Annotated in this window: 13 protein-coding genes; 8 read left to right on the plus strand and 5 right to left on the minus strand. The window is 66.2% G+C overall.

What is annotated here, in order from left to right; all coding sequences use genetic code 11:
• Nucleotides 1–4 precede the first annotated feature (4 nt).
• The gene (locus G6R19_RS09365; protein ID WP_205484352.1) at nt 5–997 is read left to right on the plus strand and encodes a stage II sporulation protein M; all 993 of its coding nucleotides are present in this window, start codon (nt 5–7) and stop codon (nt 995–997) included.
• A 126-nt stretch (nt 998–1,123) separates the two neighbouring features.
• Complete coding sequence (locus G6R19_RS09370) at nt 1,124–2,356, plus strand: TIGR01906 family membrane protein (RefSeq protein ID WP_163164289.1); 1,233 nt, start codon at nt 1,124–1,126, stop codon at nt 2,354–2,356.
• 28 nt (nt 2,357–2,384) lie between these two features.
• Here G6R19_RS09370 and G6R19_RS09375 read toward each other — a convergent pair whose 3' ends face one another.
• Together G6R19_RS09375 and G6R19_RS09380 are read right to left on the minus strand one after the other, a co-directional pair.
• Nucleotides 2,385–4,214, minus strand: a complete 1,830-nt coding sequence (locus G6R19_RS09375) for an AMP-dependent synthetase/ligase (protein ID WP_163164290.1) — start codon at nt 4,212–4,214, stop codon at nt 2,385–2,387.
• A gap of 64 nt (nt 4,215–4,278) precedes the next feature.
• Nucleotides 4,279–6,006, minus strand: a complete 1,728-nt coding sequence (locus G6R19_RS09380; RefSeq protein ID WP_163164291.1) for a phospholipid carrier-dependent glycosyltransferase — start codon at nt 6,004–6,006, stop codon at nt 4,279–4,281.
• Nucleotides 6,007–6,172: 166 nt separating this feature from the next.
• Here G6R19_RS09380 and rsmI point away from each other — a divergent pair, with 166 nt between their 5' ends.
• Complete coding sequence (rsmI, locus tag G6R19_RS09385) at nt 6,173–6,994, plus strand: 16S rRNA (cytidine(1402)-2'-O)-methyltransferase (RefSeq protein WP_240341830.1); 822 nt, start codon at nt 6,173–6,175, stop codon at nt 6,992–6,994.
• A gap of 184 nt (nt 6,995–7,178) precedes the next feature.
• Nucleotides 7,179–8,678, plus strand: coding sequence for an NAD-dependent succinate-semialdehyde dehydrogenase (locus G6R19_RS09390; RefSeq protein ID WP_163164292.1), 1,500 nt, complete (start codon nt 7,179–7,181; stop codon nt 8,676–8,678).
• A gap of 40 nt (nt 8,679–8,718) precedes the next feature.
• Here the strand turns inward: G6R19_RS09390 and G6R19_RS09395 are convergent, their stop codons facing one another.
• The 3 genes from G6R19_RS09395 to G6R19_RS09405 are packed head-to-tail and all read right to left on the minus strand — an operon-like array spanning nt 8,719 to nt 13,785.
• Nucleotides 8,719–11,217: a DUF3488 and transglutaminase-like domain-containing protein gene (locus G6R19_RS09395; protein ID WP_163164293.1), complete on the minus strand. Its 2,499-nt coding sequence runs from the start codon at nt 11,215–11,217 to the stop codon at nt 8,719–8,721.
• On the minus strand, nt 11,214–12,650 hold the full coding sequence (locus G6R19_RS09400; RefSeq protein ID WP_163164294.1) for a DUF58 domain-containing protein: 1,437 nt from the start codon (nt 12,648–12,650) through the stop codon (nt 11,214–11,216). The genes G6R19_RS09395 and G6R19_RS09400 overlap by 4 nt, the downstream gene beginning before the upstream one ends.
• A gap of 10 nt (nt 12,651–12,660) precedes the next feature.
• On the minus strand, nt 12,661–13,785 hold the full coding sequence (locus G6R19_RS09405; RefSeq protein ID WP_163164295.1) for a MoxR family ATPase: 1,125 nt from the start codon (nt 13,783–13,785) through the stop codon (nt 12,661–12,663).
• A gap of 163 nt (nt 13,786–13,948) precedes the next feature.
• Here G6R19_RS09405 and G6R19_RS09410 point away from each other — a divergent pair, with 163 nt between their 5' ends.
• The 4 genes from G6R19_RS09410 to G6R19_RS09425 all read left to right on the plus strand — a co-directional run bounded on the left by G6R19_RS09410 (nt 13,949) and on the right by G6R19_RS09425 (nt 18,246).
• Nucleotides 13,949–14,854 carry a TatD family hydrolase gene (locus G6R19_RS09410; protein ID WP_163164296.1) on the plus strand — a complete coding sequence of 302 codons (906 nt, stop codon included), beginning with the start codon at nt 13,949–13,951 and terminating at the stop codon, nt 14,852–14,854.
• 279 nt (nt 14,855–15,133) lie between these two features.
• Nucleotides 15,134–16,303, plus strand: coding sequence for a resuscitation-promoting factor (locus G6R19_RS09415; protein ID WP_163164297.1), 1,170 nt, complete (start codon nt 15,134–15,136; stop codon nt 16,301–16,303).
• Nucleotides 16,304–16,414: 111 nt separating this feature from the next.
• Nucleotides 16,415–17,287 (plus strand): 16S rRNA (adenine(1518)-N(6)/adenine(1519)-N(6))-dimethyltransferase RsmA, encoded by an 873-nt coding sequence (gene rsmA, locus G6R19_RS09420; protein ID WP_163164298.1) that lies wholly within the window; start codon nt 16,415–16,417, stop codon nt 17,285–17,287.
• Nucleotides 17,284–18,246, plus strand: coding sequence for a 4-(cytidine 5'-diphospho)-2-C-methyl-D-erythritol kinase (locus G6R19_RS09425; RefSeq protein ID WP_163164299.1), 963 nt, complete (start codon nt 17,284–17,286; stop codon nt 18,244–18,246). Before rsmA ends, G6R19_RS09425 begins: the two co-directional genes overlap by 4 nt.
• The last annotated feature ends 4 nt before the right edge of the window (nt 18,247–18,250 follow it).

Raw genomic sequence — 18,250 nt, forward strand, 5'->3', positions numbered from 1 at the left:
TGCCGTGGACATGGACGCGTTCTCCGCCGTCAACGCGGACAGATGGTCGCGGCTGCATGAACTTGCCTTCAAGGGCAGGCTCAGCGGGCCGGAAGCAGATGAACTGCTGACGCTGTACCAGTCCACCTCCGCCCACCTCTCCCTCATCCGCTCCGTGGCTCCGGAAAGCGGACTGTCCGCCTCGCTGTCTGCCACGCTTGCACAGGCGCGAACGCGCTTCACCGGTGCGCGGTCCAACGTAATGGAGGACCTGGCACGGTTTTTTGTGGTGGCCCTTCCTGCTGCCTTCTACCGGCTCACCTGGCTCACGTTGGCATGCGGGGCAGCCTTTGTCCTGATCGGCGCGGCCTACGCACTCTGGATCAGCACCTCGCCCGAAGCCCTGCGGGCGGTGGCGTCCGAAGCGGCGGCCCGCCAGTACGTCGAGGAAGACTTCATCAACTATTACTCAGCGAATCCTGCCGCGTCCTTCGCCGGCGCGGTCTGGACCAACAACGCCTGGATCAGCGCCCAGGCTGTAGCACTGGGGATCACCGGCGTGTGGGTGCCGATGATCCTGTTCAGCAACGCCCAGGGAGTGGGGATAGCCGCCGGCATCTTCGCGGCCGCAGGGAAGTCGGATGTCTTCTACAGCTACATCCTGCCGCACGGCCTGATGGAACTCACTGCGGTGTTCATCGCCTGCGCCGCCGGCCTCCGGATCTTCTGGGCCATGGTCTCGCCGGGTTCCCGCTCGCGGGGCCGGGCGGTGGCTGAGGAGGGCCGGTCCCTGATCACCGTAGCCCTGGGCCTGGTCCTGGTGCTGTTTGTCTCCGGGCTGGTGGAAGGGTTCGTCACACCCAGCGCGCTGCCGGTCTGGGCGAAGATCGGCATCGGGGCCGCGGTGCTGGCAGCCTACTGGCTGTACGTGCTCACCTGCGGACGGCACGCCTACCAGGCAGGGGAACGCGGCGACCTCCGCCGGGAAGACGCAGGCTATTCGGAAATCGCTGCCTGAATCGTTGTAATCGATGCGGGGTGGTTCCTCGCCCAGCCGGAAGCCCGGACGGTAGGCTCGTCAACAGATGAAGCGTGCCGGCGGACCAAGAACCTGGCGCGGAAACCCAACGGAAGTGACGCTGCTGTGAAAGACGAAACTCCTGCCCGCGCCAGGCGCGCCGAGCCGCAGCCGGAACCGGTCCTGGACACATCAGGTGATTCTGACGAGCCGGCGTTTTCGTGGTTGACCCCCGCAGGCTCAGGCTCCGGGAGTTCTGCCGCGGACCGCTCCGGTGATTCAGACGCGGAAGCGCCGGAGTACCCCTCCGGGGACAGGCAAGGCACGACGCCGGCGCATTCCGGGACTGCCGGCGCCGGTTCCTCCGTGACAGAAGGCGGCCCGGCCCCGGCCGGTGCCGGCTCTTCCGCGGCGCCTGCGACCGCTGCCATGGCGGCCCCGGCCCCGGAGGCGCGCCACGCCATCCAGCCGGAGAGCCGGGCCGACCGAAAAGCCTCAGAGTCCGCCGTCGAGGATTCAGGGCCCGCGTCCGGGCACGACAGCTCCCCGGTGTTCAAGGAACGGCTGCCCACCTCCGCGCTGCAGGTCCGTCCGCCGGAGGAGGAGGTGGAGCGCCGCAACGCCCAGCGCGAGAGTGCCGCCAATGCCAAACCGGTGGCGCCGCGGGTGATGCAGGTCCTGCTTGCCCTCTTCTTCCCACTGATCCTGCTCATCCTTGCTGTCCGTGCCGTGACCAGCCCGCTGTTCCTGTGGGTGGAGTACAACCGTCCGGGATTTCCCGGGGACGGCTACGGGTTCAGCACCGACGACAGGATGACTTACGGCTCCTACGCGGTTGATTACCTCAGCAACTGGGCCGGCCCACGCTACCTGGGGGACCTGGTGCACCGCGGCGGCGACAAGCTGTTCAAGGATGGCGAAGTCAGCCACATGGCGGACGTCAAGCTCGTGATCCTCTCCACCTTTGGCGCCGGCGTGCTGCTGATCCTGGTGAGCCTCATCGCCGTCCTCTACCTGCGCAGGCGAAGCACCGGGGGAGTCCGCAGGGGCCTATTCGCCGGTTCCATCATCACGCTCGTCCTGATCCTGGGCCTCGGCTCCCTGGCCGTGCTGGGCTGGCAGCAGTTCTTTACCGAGTTCCACCGGATCTTCTTCGCGGACGGATCATGGACATTCAGCCTTGACGACACCCTGATCCGGCTGTTCCCCGGCCAGTTCTGGATCGACGCCGGAATGGTGATCGCAGGCCTGGTGCTGTTGACTGCGCTCGTCACGTTGATCCTCACCTGGCCAACACGCCGGCGCCGCGGCCTCACCAAGGATGAACCGGCCGCACAGCAAGCAGCCCGCCAGGCGTAGCCGGACAGCCAGCCGGTCAGGCAGCCGATCAAGCGTATAGCCTGGCGATTTCGGTTTCGTAGTCATGCACGACGGCGGAACGCTTCAGCTTGAGGGAAGGCGTCAGGTGACCTGACTCCACCGTGAACTGGGCATCCAGCACGGTGAACTTGCGGATGGACTCTGCCTTGGACACCAATTGGTTCGCGTGATCCACCGCCTCCTGAATTGCTGCCGCCACCTGCGCGTCCTTGACAGCGTCCTGCATGGCAAGGGCGGGCAGCCCCTGCTCGGACCGCCAGTTGTCCAGGCCTTCCGGGTCCAGGGTTACGAGCGCCGAGACAAAAGGCTTTCCGTCGCCCACCACCACGGCGTGGGCCACTAACTGATGAGCACGGATCCTTTCCTCCAATGGCCCGGGCGCTATGTTCTTGCCGCCGGCGGTGACGAGCAGGTCCTTTTTCCGCCCTGTGATGGTCAGGAATCCCTGGGGGTCAAGCTCACCGAGGTCGCCGGTGCGGAAGAAGCCGTCCACGAAGGCCTCAGCGTTCGCCGCCTGGTTGGCGTGATAACCCCGGAAGACGCCGATGCCCTTGACCAGTATCTCGCCGTCGTCGGCTACGCGGACAGTGGTGCCGGGGATGGGGATGCCCACGGATCCCACCCGCGTGAGAGAGGGCGTATTGGCAGTGCACGGTGCGGTGGTCTCAGTCAGGCCGTACCCCTCGAGGACAGGAATCCCGGCGCCACGGAAGAAATGCGCGTCCTCCGGCGCAAGGGCACTGGCGCCTGACACGGTGTACCCCACATGGCCGCCGAAGGCCTGGCGAAGCCGGGGATAAAGCAGCCTGTCGAAGATTCCGTGGCGGATCCGGCAGAGCAGACCGGGGCCGCTGCCCCCGCCCCGGCTGCGCCTGTCTTCCTCCTGCGAGTACTCAATGGCTGTTGCCGACGCGGCGTTGAAAAGCCGCGCCTTGCCCGCCACTGTTGCCTTGTGCGCTGCGGTGGCGCGGACCTTTTCGAAAATCCGCGGAACCACCAGCAGGAACGTGGGCCGGAAAGTGGCCAGGTCCTCCAGGAGCTGGGCCGGCCCCGGTGTGTGCCCCAGGGTGGCGCCGGCGGTGAGGCAGACCACCTGAACCGCCCGGGCCAGGACGTGGGCGAGCGGCAGGAACATCAGGGTGCGCGCCTGGTCCTGCAGCAGCAGTTCCGGGAGGAACGCGACGATGTTCTTTGCCACCAGGGCGAAGTTGCCGTGGGTGATTTCGCAGCCTTTGGGGTTGCCGGTGGTTCCGGAGGTATAAACCAGGGACGCCACGTCATCCAGCCCTGCCCGGCTCCGGTGCCGTTCCAGCTCGGCATCGGTGACACCCGTGCCGGCGGCGGCCAGGCTCGCGAGATCGGGGGCTTCGCCGTCGAAATCCATCCGGACCACGTTGACGAGCCGGTCCCGGAGCAGCGCGGAACCGGCAAGGACATCCGTCACAAGCCGCACCTTGGCACGGTCCTCGGCGAAGACACGCCGCACTCCGGCGTCGTGGAGAATCCACTCTACCTGGCTGGGGGAGGACGTCTCATAAATGGGAACGGTCACGCCGCCGGCAAACCAGATGGCGAAATCAACCAGCGTCCATTCGTAGGAGGTGGCGGACATAACGGCAACCGTGTCGCCCGGCTCGAGTCCGCCGGCGATGAGGCCCTTGGCAAGGGCGTTGACAGCCTGCAGGAATTTTTGCGCCGTGACGTCCATCCAGCCGTTCGGCCCCTTGCGCCGGTAGAGGGCATGGGTCGGATTGGCGGCCTGTTGCTCCAGCAGCAGGTCCGTGACGTTACTGGCGGCATCAAGCTCAACCAGCAGTTCGGTGCTCGCTTCTCTCACTGGGGTCTCCGTTCCGCTGCCATGCCGCGGCAGCGGCTCGTCGGGGGTCTCCTGCCATCCTGCCCTAGATCCAGGAGGGCATCCACATCCTGAGCCGCCACTCCTGGTACGGGATGACTTCGGCGGCCCAGACAGGATAGAAGAAGGCTGCCAGCAGCACTGCTGCCGCGACGAACAAGGCCACCAGGTACAGCCCGGACCGCCGGCGCCAGGGCGGGTCCGTCGTCCTCCCCAGGACCAGGCCCAGGCAATAGACGAGGGCCAGCACCAGGAACGGTTCAAAGGACACTGCGTAGAAGTAGAACATGGTGCGCTCCGGGTACAGGAACCAGGGCAGGTACCCGGCAGCGACACCGGCCAGCACAGCTCCCGCCCGCCAGTCGCGGCGCCCCGCCCACCAGAACAGGAGCACTACCAGCGATATGGCTGCCGCCCACCAGATGAGGGGATTTCCCACGGACAGGATGGCGGATGTGCACTTGTCCACGTCGCAGCCCGGTGTACCGCGTTCCGGTGATTCATAGAAGAACGAGGTGGGCCTGCCCATCAGCAGCCAACTCCAGGCGCTGGCCTCATAGGGGTGCTCGGACCCCAGGCCCTGGTGGAACTTGTACGCTTCCAGGTGGTAGTGCGCCAGGGACCGGATCGAATCCGGCAGCCAGCCCCACTCGGCGGACGGATTGCTCAGCGCCCAGCGGCGGAAGTAGGCATCCTCTGAGCGGAACCAGCCCGTCCAGGTGGCGGCATAAACCAGCGCGGCAACCGGGACCATGCTCAGGAACGCCGGGATGCCGTCCTTGATCACGCCGCCGCTGATCCAGCCGCGGATCCCCGCCACCCGCCGCGCGCTGAGGTCCCACAGGACGGTGAGGATGCCGAAACCTGCCAGGAAGAACAAACCTGACCACTTGGTCCCGACGGCGAGCCCCAGGAAGATTCCGGCCGCGATCCGCCACCAGCGGATGCCCAGCCATGGCCCGGACAGCAGCTGCGCGGGCGTGGGAAGTCCCCCGTTGGCGGAGGCAGCGTTGGCCAGCCGTGCGGCCAGCCGGCGTCGGCCGTCATCCCGGTCCATCAGCAAGGCGCCAAACGCTGCGAGGATCCAGAACATCAGGAAGATATCCAGCAGCGATGTCCGCGACATCACCAGGTGATGGCCGTCCACGGCCAGGAGGAGTCCCGCGGCAGCCGCCAGCGAAAGTGAACGGAAGAGTTTGAGCGCTATCAGGGATAGGAGCAGGATGGACAAGGTTCCGGTCAGGGCCGCGGCAAAGCGCCAACCGAAGGAGTTGTCGGCACCGAAGAGCCACATACCGGCGGCAATCATCCACTTTCCCACCGGGGGGTGGACAACGTACTCAGGAGAATCCAGGAGCAGGGCTGGGTTTCCTGCATTAAAGGAATCATTGGCTTTGTCCGGCCAGCTGCGCTCATAACCGCTGATCAGGTACGAGTAGGCATCCTTGACGTAATACGTTTCGTCAAAGACCAGCTTGTGCGGCGCCTCAAGCCGGACAAACCGCAGGACGCCGCCGGCTGCCGCCGTCATGAGGGGAACCACCAGGAACCAGAGCCGCAGCGACGGCGGGTAGTCCCGCCAGCTGTGGACGGACCCCAGCAGCCGTGCGCGCAGGGACTCCGCCGTGAAGGCCTGTGACGGCCGGCTGACCCATGGACGGTCCGGCGGGTTCCCCGGCCGGTCAACAGTTCCGGGGGGTGAACTGGCGGACTCCGGGGATGTGGCGGGTTCGGCCCCGGCCGGCCGCGTCGAGGTCTGCGTCACGAGCCCCATGCTACCGTTTGCGGCCGGCCGCGCCCCGCAGCAGTAGGCTGGTGGCGTGGACCTTAACCCCAGCCCCTTTCCCGCTTCCGGCACTGCCACCCCCGAGGAGGAAGCCGAAGGACAGCCGTCACGGGGTTCGGAGGCAGCCGCGGTACCAGCGCCTCCTGGGGGCCGGATCGTGCTGGCGGCCACCCCGATCGGTAATACGGGCGATGCGTCCGCCCGCCTGGTGGAGCTGCTCGGCACAGCCGACATCGTTGCCGCCGAAGACACCCGCCGCCTGCACCGGCTGGTGCAAAGCCTGGGCGTCACTGTCGCCGGGCGGGTGATCAGCTATCACGAGCACAACGAGGCAGCGAAGACAGCCGAGCTTCTTGAGCAGGTGAGGGCAGGCAAGACCCTGGTGATGGTCACCGACGCAGGGATGCCGTCAGTGTCCGATCCCGGGTTCCGGCTGGTGGAAGGGGCCGTCGCATGCGGGCTTACGGTCACTGCGGTGCCCGGCCCGTCGGCTGTCCTGACGGCGCTTGCGCTGTCCGGCCTGCCCACGGACCGTTTCTGCTTCGAGGGATTCCTGCCCCGGAAGGCAGGCGAAAGGGCGTCCCGCCTGGCTGACCTTGCGGGGGAGCGCCGGACGATGGTGTTCTTCGAAGCGCCACACCGGCTGGAGGTGATGCTGCGGGCGCTGCGTGAACGCTTCGGCGCTGAACGGCGCGTCGCCGTATGCCGGGAATTGACCAAAACCTACGAGGAGGTCATCCGGGGTTCGCTCGGGGAGCTTCTGCAATGGGCGGAGACTACCGAAGTCCGCGGTGAAATCGCCGTTGTCCTGGCCGGCGCACCTGAACAGGCTCCGGGGACTCCGGAGGACCACGTCGCCGCGGTCAACGAACTTGTGTCCCAAGGGATCCGCCTTAAGGAGGCTGTTGCGGCCGTGGCGGAAGACGTCCGGGTGAGCAAGCGCGAGCTGTACTCCGCCGTACTCGCCGCCCGCTAAAGCGGGCCGCCGGTGGCCGGGGAATGGCTGTGCAGGTGCACAGCCATTCCATCTTTCCGTAGTGCGTGAAGGCGTAGACCCGCTGGGGGCACAGCAGTAGTCTGGCAACTAATCAGCCATGACGACGGCGGCCACTCCGGCCGGCGACCTGGGCTGCAATAACCCTACTGACGAGGGAGTCATCGTGACTGTCACTGCACAGCCGGCCGTTTCCGCAGAACGCGAAAGCGCCCTTTTGGCCTCTGTTCCCACCGGCCTGCTTATCAATGGTGAGTGGCGGGCGGCCGCTTCGGGCAAGACCTTCGACGTCGAAGACCCGGCGACGGGCAAGGTGCTGTTGAGCATTGCCGACGCCGGTCCTGAAGATGGTGCCGCGGCCTTGGACGCGGCCGCTGCCGCGCAGGAGTCCTGGGCCAAGGTTCCTCCGCGTGAGCGCGGCGAAATCCTGCGCCGCGCTTTTGAGCTCGTGACGGAACGGGCTGAGGACTTCGCTCTGCTCATGACCATGGAGATGGGCAAGCCGCTGGCGGAAGCCCGGGGCGAAGTCACTTACGGCGCCGAATTCCTGCGCTGGTTCTCGGAGGAGGCCGTCCGCGCCTTCGGCCGCTACTCCGTGTCCCCTGACGGTAAGTCCCGGCTGCTGGTCACCAAGAAGCCGGTGGGCCCCTGCCTGCTGATCACACCGTGGAACTTCCCGCTGGCCATGGCCACGCGCAAGATCGCTCCCGCGGTGGCCGCGGGCTGCACCATGGTGCTGAAGTCCGCGAACCTTACACCGCTGACCTCCCAGCTGTTCGCCGCCGTCATGATGGAGGCCGGGCTGCCCGCCGGCGTCCTGAACGTCATTCCCACCTCGACCGCCGGCGCTACCACCGGTCCGTTGATCAAGGACTCCCGGCTCCGCAAACTGTCCTTCACCGGCTCCACGGAAGTGGGCCGTCGCCTGCTCTCGGATGCTTCCGAAACTGTGCTGCGGACCTCGATGGAGCTCGGCGGCAACGCCCCCTTCGTGGTCTTCGAGGACGCAGACATTGACGCTGCCGTCGCCGGAGCCATGCTCGCCAAGCTGCGGAACATGGGTGAGGCCTGCACCGCTGCCAACCGCTTTATTGTGCACGAGTCCGTCGCCGCGGAGTTCGCGGAGAAGTTCGCCGCGAAGATGAAGGACATGACCACAGCCCGCGGCACCGAGCCCGAGTCCAAGGTGGGCCCGCTGATCGACGCCAAGAGCCGGGACAAGGTCCATGAACTGGTCTCGGACGCCGTCGCGTCCGGTGCCAAGGCGGTTTTGGGTGGCGGACCGGTGGAGGGCCCGGGCTACTTCTACCAGCCCACCATCCTCTCCGGCGTTACCGAAGGCACCCGGATCCTGGCGGAGGAAATCTTCGGCCCCGTGGCCCCGATCACCACCTTCAGCACCGAAGACGACGCCGTCCGGCTGGCCAACAACACCGAATACGGGCTGGTGGCCTATGTCTTCACGAAGGACCTCAACCGCGGCATCCGGATGGGCGAACGGCTTGAAACGGGCATGCTGGGCCTGAACGCCGGCGTTATCTCCAACGCCGCAGCACCCTTCGGCGGCGTCAAGCAGTCCGGCCTCGGGCGTGAAGGCGGACTCGAAGGCATCGAGGAATACCTCTACACCCAGTACATCGGCATCGCCGACCCCTACGCAGGGTAGGCCTTCCGTCACGTCGGCAAAGCCGCTGCCTGCCAGGAAGTCAGGAACGCGCGGGCCAGCGCGCTGACCAAAAGCGGGTGGCGGCTTTCGCCATGTGCACCGTCGCTGCTCCGGCAGTCCGGAACGGCGCCGTCAGCAGGCGTCCCAGCCGTCCAATCACCGACGGCGGAACCCACAAGGCGCGCAGCCGCCGCAGGGCGGGGGCATGGGCGCCCAACGCTGTTTCAAGTGCCGCGATCCGGGCACCGGTTACCTCCTGGTCAGCGGCTTCTGGCCCCGGATCGCTGCGGCCGGTGCCTTCAGGGACTTCGGAGCCTGCCGGCGGAGGGCCATACTCGCGGCGTTCGAAGTTTGAGGTCAACGCGGCGGCGGCCCGATGGGCAGCGTCGTCAAGTCCCCGGGGTTCCCCCAGCAGCCCGGATTCCCGCAGGCGCACGCTGTAGGCACGCGGGGTCTCACTGGACTTCGGCGGCAGGCCATAGTCCGTCCCCAGGTCCACCATTTCGCTCCAGGCCATCACCGCGGCCGTGCCTGGTTCTGCCGGTCGAAGCCGCCGTGCCCGGATGCCTGTCCTGGCCAGGCGCGGCGCTGCGGCGAGAAGCGCTGCCCCCAGGACACCGCCAAGGCCCAGAAGCAACGGCAGGAGCTGCACGCCGGCTTCAGCGCCCCCGCCTCCACCCGGGGCGGGCAGGGGAGCGGCGCTGGGTGCCGGGGCAGGTGCCGGCGTGGCCTCCGGGGCAAGGTCGTCATTGTTCTCGAGGGCGCCCGGGGCTGACGGGGCGGATGCCTCCGTAGCGTAGTCAGGCACTACCCCACGGGACGGCGTTGGCTCAAAAGCCACCCATCCCAGTCCCTGGAAGTACAGTTCCGGCCAGGCATGGGCGTCCCTCGCATCCACCTCGTATTCGGGCAGTGCGCCCTGTCCGGCTACGGAAACAGTGGCGCCGGTCAACCTGCCCGGAGCGTAGCCCACTGCAATGCGGCTGGGGATCCCTTCGAGCCGGGCCATCACGGCCATCGCGGACGCGTAGTGGATGCAGTAGCCGCTCTTCTGGTCCAGGAAGTCCGCCAGGACCGAGAGCCCGTTTCCGTCATATCCGCCCTGCACCGGTGATTGCAGGGAGTAGGTGAACTCCGCGGATCGAAGGTATTTCTGGATGGCCATCGCTTTCTCGTAGGGCGTGGCGCTGGGACCTGCCACCGTACTGGCCGTTGTCCGAACGATATCGGGCACGTTGCCCGGAATTCTGGTGAAGTCCTCGGAGATTCCCTGCACGCCTGACGAGGTTCGGGCCAGCAGCCCGGCCGTCAGCTTTGGAACGGAGGAGGTGACCAGGTACTCCTGCCGCCGGGAGGTGGTATCCGTCCCCTTGATGCTCAAGGTGGCGGGATCCCAGGTCCACCGCCCATCCAGGCCCCGCACTGATTCCGGCGGGTACGGTGCCGGCAGATAGGGGCTGCTGAAGGTTCCGGCGTCGATAGCCGTGACCAGCGGCTGCTGTTCGTCGGCCAGGACGGTGTAGCCGGGATCGATCTGGCTGCCAAGGGGGCGCCGGGACGCGTTGCGGTCGTCCGGGCCCCAGGAGTCGCCGTCGAAATGGTCTACAGTAACAGTCCGCAGGTACAGCGGGGCGCTGGAATTGGTGGCATACGTGATCCGTCCGGTGCCCGCAGGAGTGCGCAGGCTGTTGCCCAGGGTGATCATCGGGTTAAGGCCGGTGGACGTGCCCCATGGATTGAGCCGTGATCCCTGCGGGAACGTGCCCTGGTCGAAGCCCGGGATCGCCATCGGCACCAGCATGGTGGCAACCAGCGCCACGGACCCCGTCAAAGCAGCCCTCCGGACCTGGCCCGGGTTGCGGGCTGAATCGACAGGGCCCCGGGAATCCGGAACAAACCACTGGCTGCATGCCAGGATCATCAGGTACCCCGCGACGGCGGCCGTGAATCCCCAAAAGCCGACACTCTGCGGCTTGATCATGGCAGGTACCACGAGGATGGCCAGCAACCCGGCACCCGTGGCGGCAGGCATGCCCAGCGGCACGGCCAGCGCGTCAACAAGGATGACAGCCAGGCCCAGGACGGCGCAGATCACCATAACGATGCCCACGTTGGGGGCGACGGGCGCTGTTTCGGACAGAACTGTCTCACTGGCCCGGCGGATCAACCGGTCCAGCTCGGCGACGCTGGCTCCGGTGGGGAAGACACCGGCAATGCTGGAGCCGCGGAAGAACGTCAGGGTCAGGACGGCGCCCAGGGCAAGGAACCCGCCGGCTGTCACCAGCAGGGGCTGTGCCCTGGCCGAACGCAAGGCGGCCAGGGTCAGGCAGACAACCAGGACGGTGGTGACAACGGGCCAGTACCAGCCCCAGCCCCTCAGGACTCCGTTCAGGGAAAGGGCGGCGCCAGCCACTGCCACGGCAATCGAGCCTGCCATCATCCAGGGGTAGGCGCCAACACGGGGTCGTCCTGCTGAGTTCCCTGCAGGCAGCACAGGTTGCCGGTCCGTTCCCGAATTCCGCGGCGGCGCAATGGTCATCCTGTCACCTCCGCTCCCCGGCGGACCTCCGTTGCCGGCGTTTCCGGCAAGGCGACGTCCTGGTCGAACTGGTTCCAGGCGGCTGCCACGGACACAGACGGAGGCACGGCAGCAGCCCGCCAGCCTCCCTGCCGCAGCTTTTCGAGTGCGTCCTCGAATTCGGCGGGCCGCTCGGTGATAACGATGGCAAAGGCGTTGGTACCGTAGCCGGCGGCCGGGGCGAGGGACAAGGCATCCAGCGGTGAGATCCTGCCCAGGACAGCAATCAGGGGTCCCCGCATGCGGTGCGCTGACAACTTGTCCATGAGGTTGTCCTCAAAGGGTGGCGGTCCGGAGTCCTGGTGTCCGTGCGATTCCCGGGGACCCACGATGCCTTTGCGTCCGGAGTCGCGGCGGGCATGCGGACCGGTGAGTTGAATTGCCGCGAGACTTTCAGCGATGGACTGGAGCCCGGATGTCCCGCTGTACTCCTCCACCTCAGGTTCGGGAGCGGAGGGCGAATGCAGGAACGCAGGTTCCCCGCGAGCGTCCAGGAGGCGCAAGGCGTAATTCCGCTCGGCCAGGTGGGCGCTGATGGACATGGCGGCAACGACAGCCCACTCGAAGGTTTCGCTGCTGATCATGGCGTAGCCGTCTTGGGCTGCGCTTCCTGCCGGTACCGCACCTGAACCGCCGGAGAACGCGGTGAATCTGTGGTCCAGGATGATCGTGGCCTCGGGCGTGGTGACGGATTCCTCCTGCCGCACCATCAGGGAACCGTGGCGTGCAGTAGCGGCCCAGTGCACCCGGCGCATCGGATCTCCATGCCGGTATTCGCGGGTCATGACGTCGTCGTCGCTGGGATTCGCCCGGATCCTGGTCGCCGTGACGCCGTCGTTACCGCGGGCGCCGGCCAGCCCGGTCAGGGGAAGCACAACGGCCGCGGGCGTTACGGTGAGCGTGTCGCCGTCGTCTATTGCCTGCCGGTGCAGGGACAGTCCAAACGGGTCGGTGAATTCGGCAGTCACGGGTCCGATCAGGAACTGGCCGCGCTGGGCGGAGCGGAGGTGGTACTCGTACCTGCTGGTGCCGCCGTTGGCGGAGCGGGACGGAAACCGGAAGGCGGGCGACTCCCCGAACCGGGGAGGCAGCCTTTCCTCCATGGTGGCCCTGCCACTTGCTGCCCCGGTCCGCGCTACCGCGAGCCGGACCGTAGTGGGGGCCGATGTTTCCACCGGAGAGGGGCTGAATTCGCGGTACACCTGGAAGCGGGGCTTCACCAGCCGGATCCCCGCGAGGGAGACCAGCGGAAGCACGAACAGCAGTACTGCCAGGCTTAGCAGGTCCCTCCGGCCCATCACTTGTGCAGCGGCAAGTGCTGCGGCCCCTGCGGCCAGCATGCCCCAGCCGCGCTGGGTGAAGAGGTGTCGGGGCAGTCTGTCCAGCAGCGCCATGGGAAACCGCCTAGTGGTTCCTGCTCAGGCCTGCCACACGGGTGTTCCTGCCCGTGGCTGCGGAAGCCTTGTTTCCGGCGTCGGCCGGCCTGTGTGTGACGGGCAGCCGGGACAGGATGCCACGGAGGACGCTGTGCGGGGTTTCTCCGGCTCCGGCAGCCTTCCGGTCAAGGATGATCCGGTGCGCCAGCACAGCTTCCGCAACGTCCACGACGTCGTCCGGCAGGACAAAGTCCCGGCCGTCCAGGGCCGCCGTGGCCTTGGCGGCCCGCAGCAGCTGCAGCATCGACCGGGGGCTCGCGCCCAGACGAAGCAGGGGACTCTCCCGGGTGGCCCTGCCCACGGACACCGTGTACTCCTTGACCGCCTGCGAGACGTAGACCTGCTGCACCATGGCAATCATGGCTGCCACGTCGGCAGTGCTGACCACTGCCGATACCTTGGCAAGGGGTGACGTTGCCTGGTGGGTCTCGAGCATTTCGATCTCGGAGTCCTTGTCCGGGTACCCCATGGAAATGCGGGCCATAAAGCGGTCCCGCTGGGCTTCGGGCAGCGGATACGTGCCCTCCATCTCGATCGGGTTTTGCGTCGCCACCACCATGAACGGCTCGTCCAACCGATAGGACTTGCCGTCCACCGTCACTTGGTGCTCCTCCATACACTCGAGCAGCGCGGACTGGGTCTTCGCTGACGCGCGGTTGATCTCGTCGCCGATCACGATATTGGCGAACACCGCACCGGGGCGAAACTCGAAGAGCCTGGAGGACTGGTTGTAGATGGAAACGCCGGTAACGTCGGAGGGCAGCAGGTCCGGGGTGAACTGGATCCGGTTGACCGTACAGTCGATGGTCCGGGCGAGTGTCTTAGCCAGAAGCGTCTTTCCCACACCCGGCACATCTTCCAGGAGCAGGTGGCCCTGGGCCAGCAGGACCGTTAGTGCCAGCTTCGCGGCATCGGACTTCCCGTCGATCACCGTGTTGATGGTGTCCAGGATCCGCTGGCTCGCGGCGTGGAAGGATGTGCTGTCCATCGCGTTGGGCCGGTGCCCGTTGAGGCGGCTGACGGGATCCGTGAACCCCGCCAGGTTGCGGTTCGTGGCGCTCACATCGTTGGCAGTGCGTCGGTGGGATTCCATCGGCAACCTTTCAGCCCGGGTTCACCTGGACGGGACAGAGAGCCCTGCCTTCGCCCGTCGGTGGGCGTCCGCATGTGTTCGTACCAGACTACTAACACAACTGCCGCAGCTAACAGAGAGTTCCAACAAATATGCAGCCAATGTGGCGGTTTAGGCTTGATGGATGTGCAATCCGCTGATCCCCGCCGCTTACCGTGCTTCCGCAGACGGCGGCGCTCCGGAAGCAGGCAGTTCTTCGCAAAGGGGATTTCCCCCTGCTCCGGAGCCTTTGCCGGTGCCTGTTATGGACAACCACACGCACCTGGACTTCCCGGACGGAAAAGCGCCGGTGGGGATCAAAGAAGCGCTTGACGCCGCCGCCGCCGTAGGCGTCCAGGGGGCGGTCCAGGTGGGCTGCGATCTGGAATCCTCGCGGTTCACTGTCCAGGCAGTGGACCTGGACGAGCGGCTGCTCGGAGCGGTGGCGCTTCACCCCAACGACGCTCCGCGCTACGCCGAACGCGGTGAACTGGAAGAGGCTCTGGCGGAAATTGAGCGACTGGCGGCTCATCCTCGCGTCCGGGCCATCGGCGAGACGGGGCTCGACTTTTTCCGCACCGAGGGCGAGGGCCTGGCGCACCAGCGGTACTCCTTCCGCCGCCACATAGATATCGCCAAACGGCTGGACCTGACCCTGCAGATTCATGACCGGGATGCCCACAATGACGTTGTGCAGGTGCTGAAGGAAGAAGGAGCTCCAGAACGCGTGGTTTTCCATTGCTTTTCCGGTGATGAGGAGCTGGCGGCCACGTGTAACAAGGAAGGCTGGTGGATGTCGTTCGCCGGCACACTGACCTTCAAGAACGCAGCGAACCTGCGGGCCGCGCTCGCCGTCGCGGACCCTGATCTGGTCCTGGTGGAGACAGACGCTCCCTTCCTGACTCCGCATCCGCACCGGGGCCGTCCGAACGCCAGCTACATGGTCCCCTACACTGTGCGTGCCATGGCCGAATTGACAAGTACGGACCTTGCCGAGCTGGGCGCCCGAATCAGTCAAAACACGGTGCGGGCGTACGGATCCTGGGATTAAGATCACCCTCAGGCAACGTAACCCGCAATACCGGGTATGCACAATTCTTGGCCAGTTTATAACGCTACGGTTACAGTGGGAAACTATTAGCCGGGGTCGGGGAAGGCCACCGGGTAAATTCACTTCATCTGCAGCAGGATCTGCTGGGCCTGTTTCCAGCCTGTCTGCTATGCGGAGTGTGGCGGTGCGAAGGTGCCCGGACTACCCCTATTTCAGGTGGTGCCGGGCATTTTATTGCGCTCTCCCCGTGCCCGGAAGGACCTAAAGTTACGGGCAATCGTGGTCAAGTTCTTCACAACGGACGGCAAGTTCAGCTTTATCAAGGTTGGAACGCAACTCCTGGTGCTGTGCGCGCTGGTGGTGGGCCTCGTAGCCTTCGTGGGCAATAACAAAACCATCACGCTGAACGTCGACGGCAAGGTAACGTCCGTCCAGACCTTCGGCGGAACTGTGGGACAGGTGGTCAAGAGCGCCAACGTCGAGCTGAAGCCCGCGGACCGGGTTTCCCCGTCCGTTGATGCCACTGTCCAGAACGGCACGGTCATCAACGTCAACATGGCCAAGGAAGTCAAGGTCAGCCTGGACGGCGCCGAAAAGACCGTGAACACCACCGCCCAGGACGTTGCGGGACTGGTGACCGAGCTCGGCGTCGCAAGTGCGTCGTCGATCTCCGTGCCCAAGGACGCCCAGCTCTCGATGGCAGGGTCCTTCGTCTCCATTTCCACTCCCAAGTCAGTGAGCATTGTTGCCGACGGCAAAGTGGAGACGGCCACCACAACTGCCGCCACGGTGGGCAAGGTACTTGAAGATGCAGGCCTGACCCTCGGTGCCAATGACCGTTCTTCCCAGCCCGCCAACGCCCACGTTGTCAACAACATGGTCATCAAGGTATCCCGCGTGGACACCGGCCAGACTGCGGTGACCACCGACAACGTCCCGTTCACGTCGGAGACTATCGAGAGCGCCGAGCTGCTCAAGGGTGAGAAGGAAGTCACCCAGGCAGGCTCCGCAGGAAAGGTCGAAAAGACCTTCAAGCTCGTGCTGGTTGACGGCCGCGAAGCGTCCCGCACCCTTGTGTCCGAGACCGTTACCGCGCAGCCGGTGACCGAGAAGATCACGGTGGGCACCAAGGCCAAGCCCGTGGCCCCGGCAGCCCCGGCAGCCCCTGCCGGTACGAACACCGGTGCCGCTGCCCCGGCCATGATGAATGAGGCCATGTGGGACAAGATTGCCCAGTGTGAAGCAGGCGGAAACTGGTCTATCAACACCGGCAACGGCTATTACGGCGGCCTCCAGTTCGACATCAGGACCTGGCTCGGAGCCGGCGGCGGCGCATACGCTCCCAACGCCAGCCTTGCCACGAAGGCCCAGCAGATCGACATCGCCAACCGCGTGTACGCGCAGCGGGGCCTGCAGCCGTGGGGCTGCGGCTGGGCTGCCACCAGCTGACACAAGAAGACCTCAACCCCCGCGGGGAAGTGCGGCCGGGTCCGATCTCCGGGCCCGGCCGCAGCATTTAACCGGGCCGGGAGCCAGTGCTGCCCGGGATAGGATACCTAGGTGACTGAACCCATCCCCGCCGCGCCCGCACCGCTTTTTGGTGCTTCCGACATACGCCGGCTGGCGGAAGAGATCGGTATCCGCCCCACGAAAACCCTGGGCCAGAACTTCGTGATTGATGGCAACACTATTCGCAGGATTGTTGCCGCGGCGGGCGTTGGCGCGGACGAAACCGTGCTGGAGGTGGGGCCCGGCCTCGGATCGTTGACTCTGGGGCTGCTGGACGCCGCCGCTTCGGTAGTGGCAGTCGAAATTGACCCCGTGCTGGCCGCAAAGCTTCCGGCCACGGTGAAGGAATGGCGCCCGGCCGCAGCCGGCAGCTTCCACCTGGTGCAGGCCGATGCCATGAAAGTCACCGAACTTCCGGTCCAGCCCACCGCCCTGGTGGCCAATCTGCCCTACAACGTGGCCGTGCCCGTTGTGCTGCATCTTCTGCAGCATTTCCCCAGCCTCCAGCATGGCCTGGTCATGGTCCAGGACGAGGTGGCTGACCGCCTCGCTGCCGGGCCGGGATCCAAAACCTATGGAGTGCCGTCGGTAAAGGCGGCGTGGTACAGCCGGATGCGCAAGGCCGGCGTGATTGGCATGAATGTGTTCTGGCCCGCACCAAAGATCCACTCCGGGCTGGTGTCCTTTGTCCGCCATGAACCGCCGGCCACCACCGCCGGCCGTGAGCAGGTCTTCGCCGTGGTGGACGCTGCCTTCGCCCAGCGGCGCAAGACGCTCCGCGCTGCCCTCGCGGGCTGGGCCGGGAGCGCTGCAGAAGCTGAACGCTGCCTGGTGGCTGCCGGCGTCGACCCCACAGCCAGGGGCGAAGTGATCGACATTGCAGCCTTCGCGAGGATCGCGGAAGCGCGTGAGGCCCGGCCATGAAGGCACCGGCAGGGCGGTTTACCGCCAGGACTGTCCGTGCCAAGGCTCCGGGGAAGGTCAACGTTTCCCTGGACGTCGGACCGCTACGGCCCGACGGCTACCATTCCGTGGCCAGTGTCTACCTGGCCGTATCGCTGTATGAGGAAGTAACAGCCACCAGCACCGAGGCCCCCGGGATTACGGTGGCCCTCAGCCCGGACAGCACCCTGGACCTGGACGACGTCGATATCCCCCTGGACCAAAACAACCTGGCGTACAAGGCGGCAGCCATCATGGCGGACGTTTCCGAGCATGCCACGGGCGTCCATCTGGAAATCACGAAGCGGGTGCCAGTGGCGGGCGGCATGGGCGGCGGTTCCGCTGACGCTGCAGCCACGCTCCTGGCCTGTGACGCACTCTGGAACAGTGGGCTCTCCCGGGAGGAACTGGCGCACCTTGCGGCCGAATTGGGTGCCGACGTTCCTTTCTCCCTGCTCGGCGGAACAGCCGTGGGCCTGGGCCTGGGCGACGAGTTGTCCCCGGCCCTGGCCAAGGCGCAGACGGACTGGGTCCTGGTCACGGCGGATTACGGACTCCCCACGCCCGAGGTGTACAGGACGCTGGACCGCCTGCGGGCTGCAGAGGGCATCGACGTTGCCGAACCGACAGGGGTAGATCCGCAGATTCTCACCGCGCTCCGCAGCGGGGACGCCGAAGCCCTCAGCCGTGTGCTGGTCAATGACCTCCAACGGGCTTCCATTGAGCTGGCGCCCTCGTTGCGCGATACGCTGGGAATCGGTGAAGCACACGGAGCCATCGCAGGCATCGTCTCAGGCTCGGGTCCCACTGTGGCGCTGCTGGCCGATGATCCTGTCGCCGCGGAAGGCCTGGCGGAGAACCTGCGGCGCTACGGGCTCACGGCCCTCGCCGTCCACGGCCCCGTTCCGGGGGCGCGCATCATGTCCGACATCCTTCTGTAAAACC

It is taken from the genome of Arthrobacter sp. Alg241-R88, assembly GCF_900537115.1.
GTDB lineage: Bacteria > Actinomycetota > Actinomycetes > Actinomycetales > Micrococcaceae > Arthrobacter.

Coding starts and splice junctions, on each gene's coding strand:
- G6R19_RS09380 (WP_163164291.1), bottom strand. CDS start 6,006: ATGGGGCTCGTGACGCAGACCTCGACGCGGCCGGCCGGGGCCGAACCC.
- G6R19_RS09395 (WP_163164293.1), bottom strand. CDS start 11,217: ATGACCATTGCGCCGCCGCGGAATTCGGGAACGGACCGGCAACCTGTG.
- G6R19_RS09400 (WP_163164294.1), bottom strand. CDS start 12,650: ATGGCGCTGCTGGACAGACTGCCCCGACACCTCTTCACCCAGCGCGGC.
- G6R19_RS09405 (WP_163164295.1), bottom strand. CDS start 13,785: ATGGAATCCCACCGACGCACTGCCAACGATGTGAGCGCCACGAACCGC.
- G6R19_RS09410 (WP_163164296.1), top strand. CDS start 13,949: ATGTGCAATCCGCTGATCCCCGCCGCTTACCGTGCTTCCGCAGACGGC.
- G6R19_RS09425 (WP_163164299.1), top strand. CDS start 17,284: ATGAAGGCACCGGCAGGGCGGTTTACCGCCAGGACTGTCCGTGCCAAG.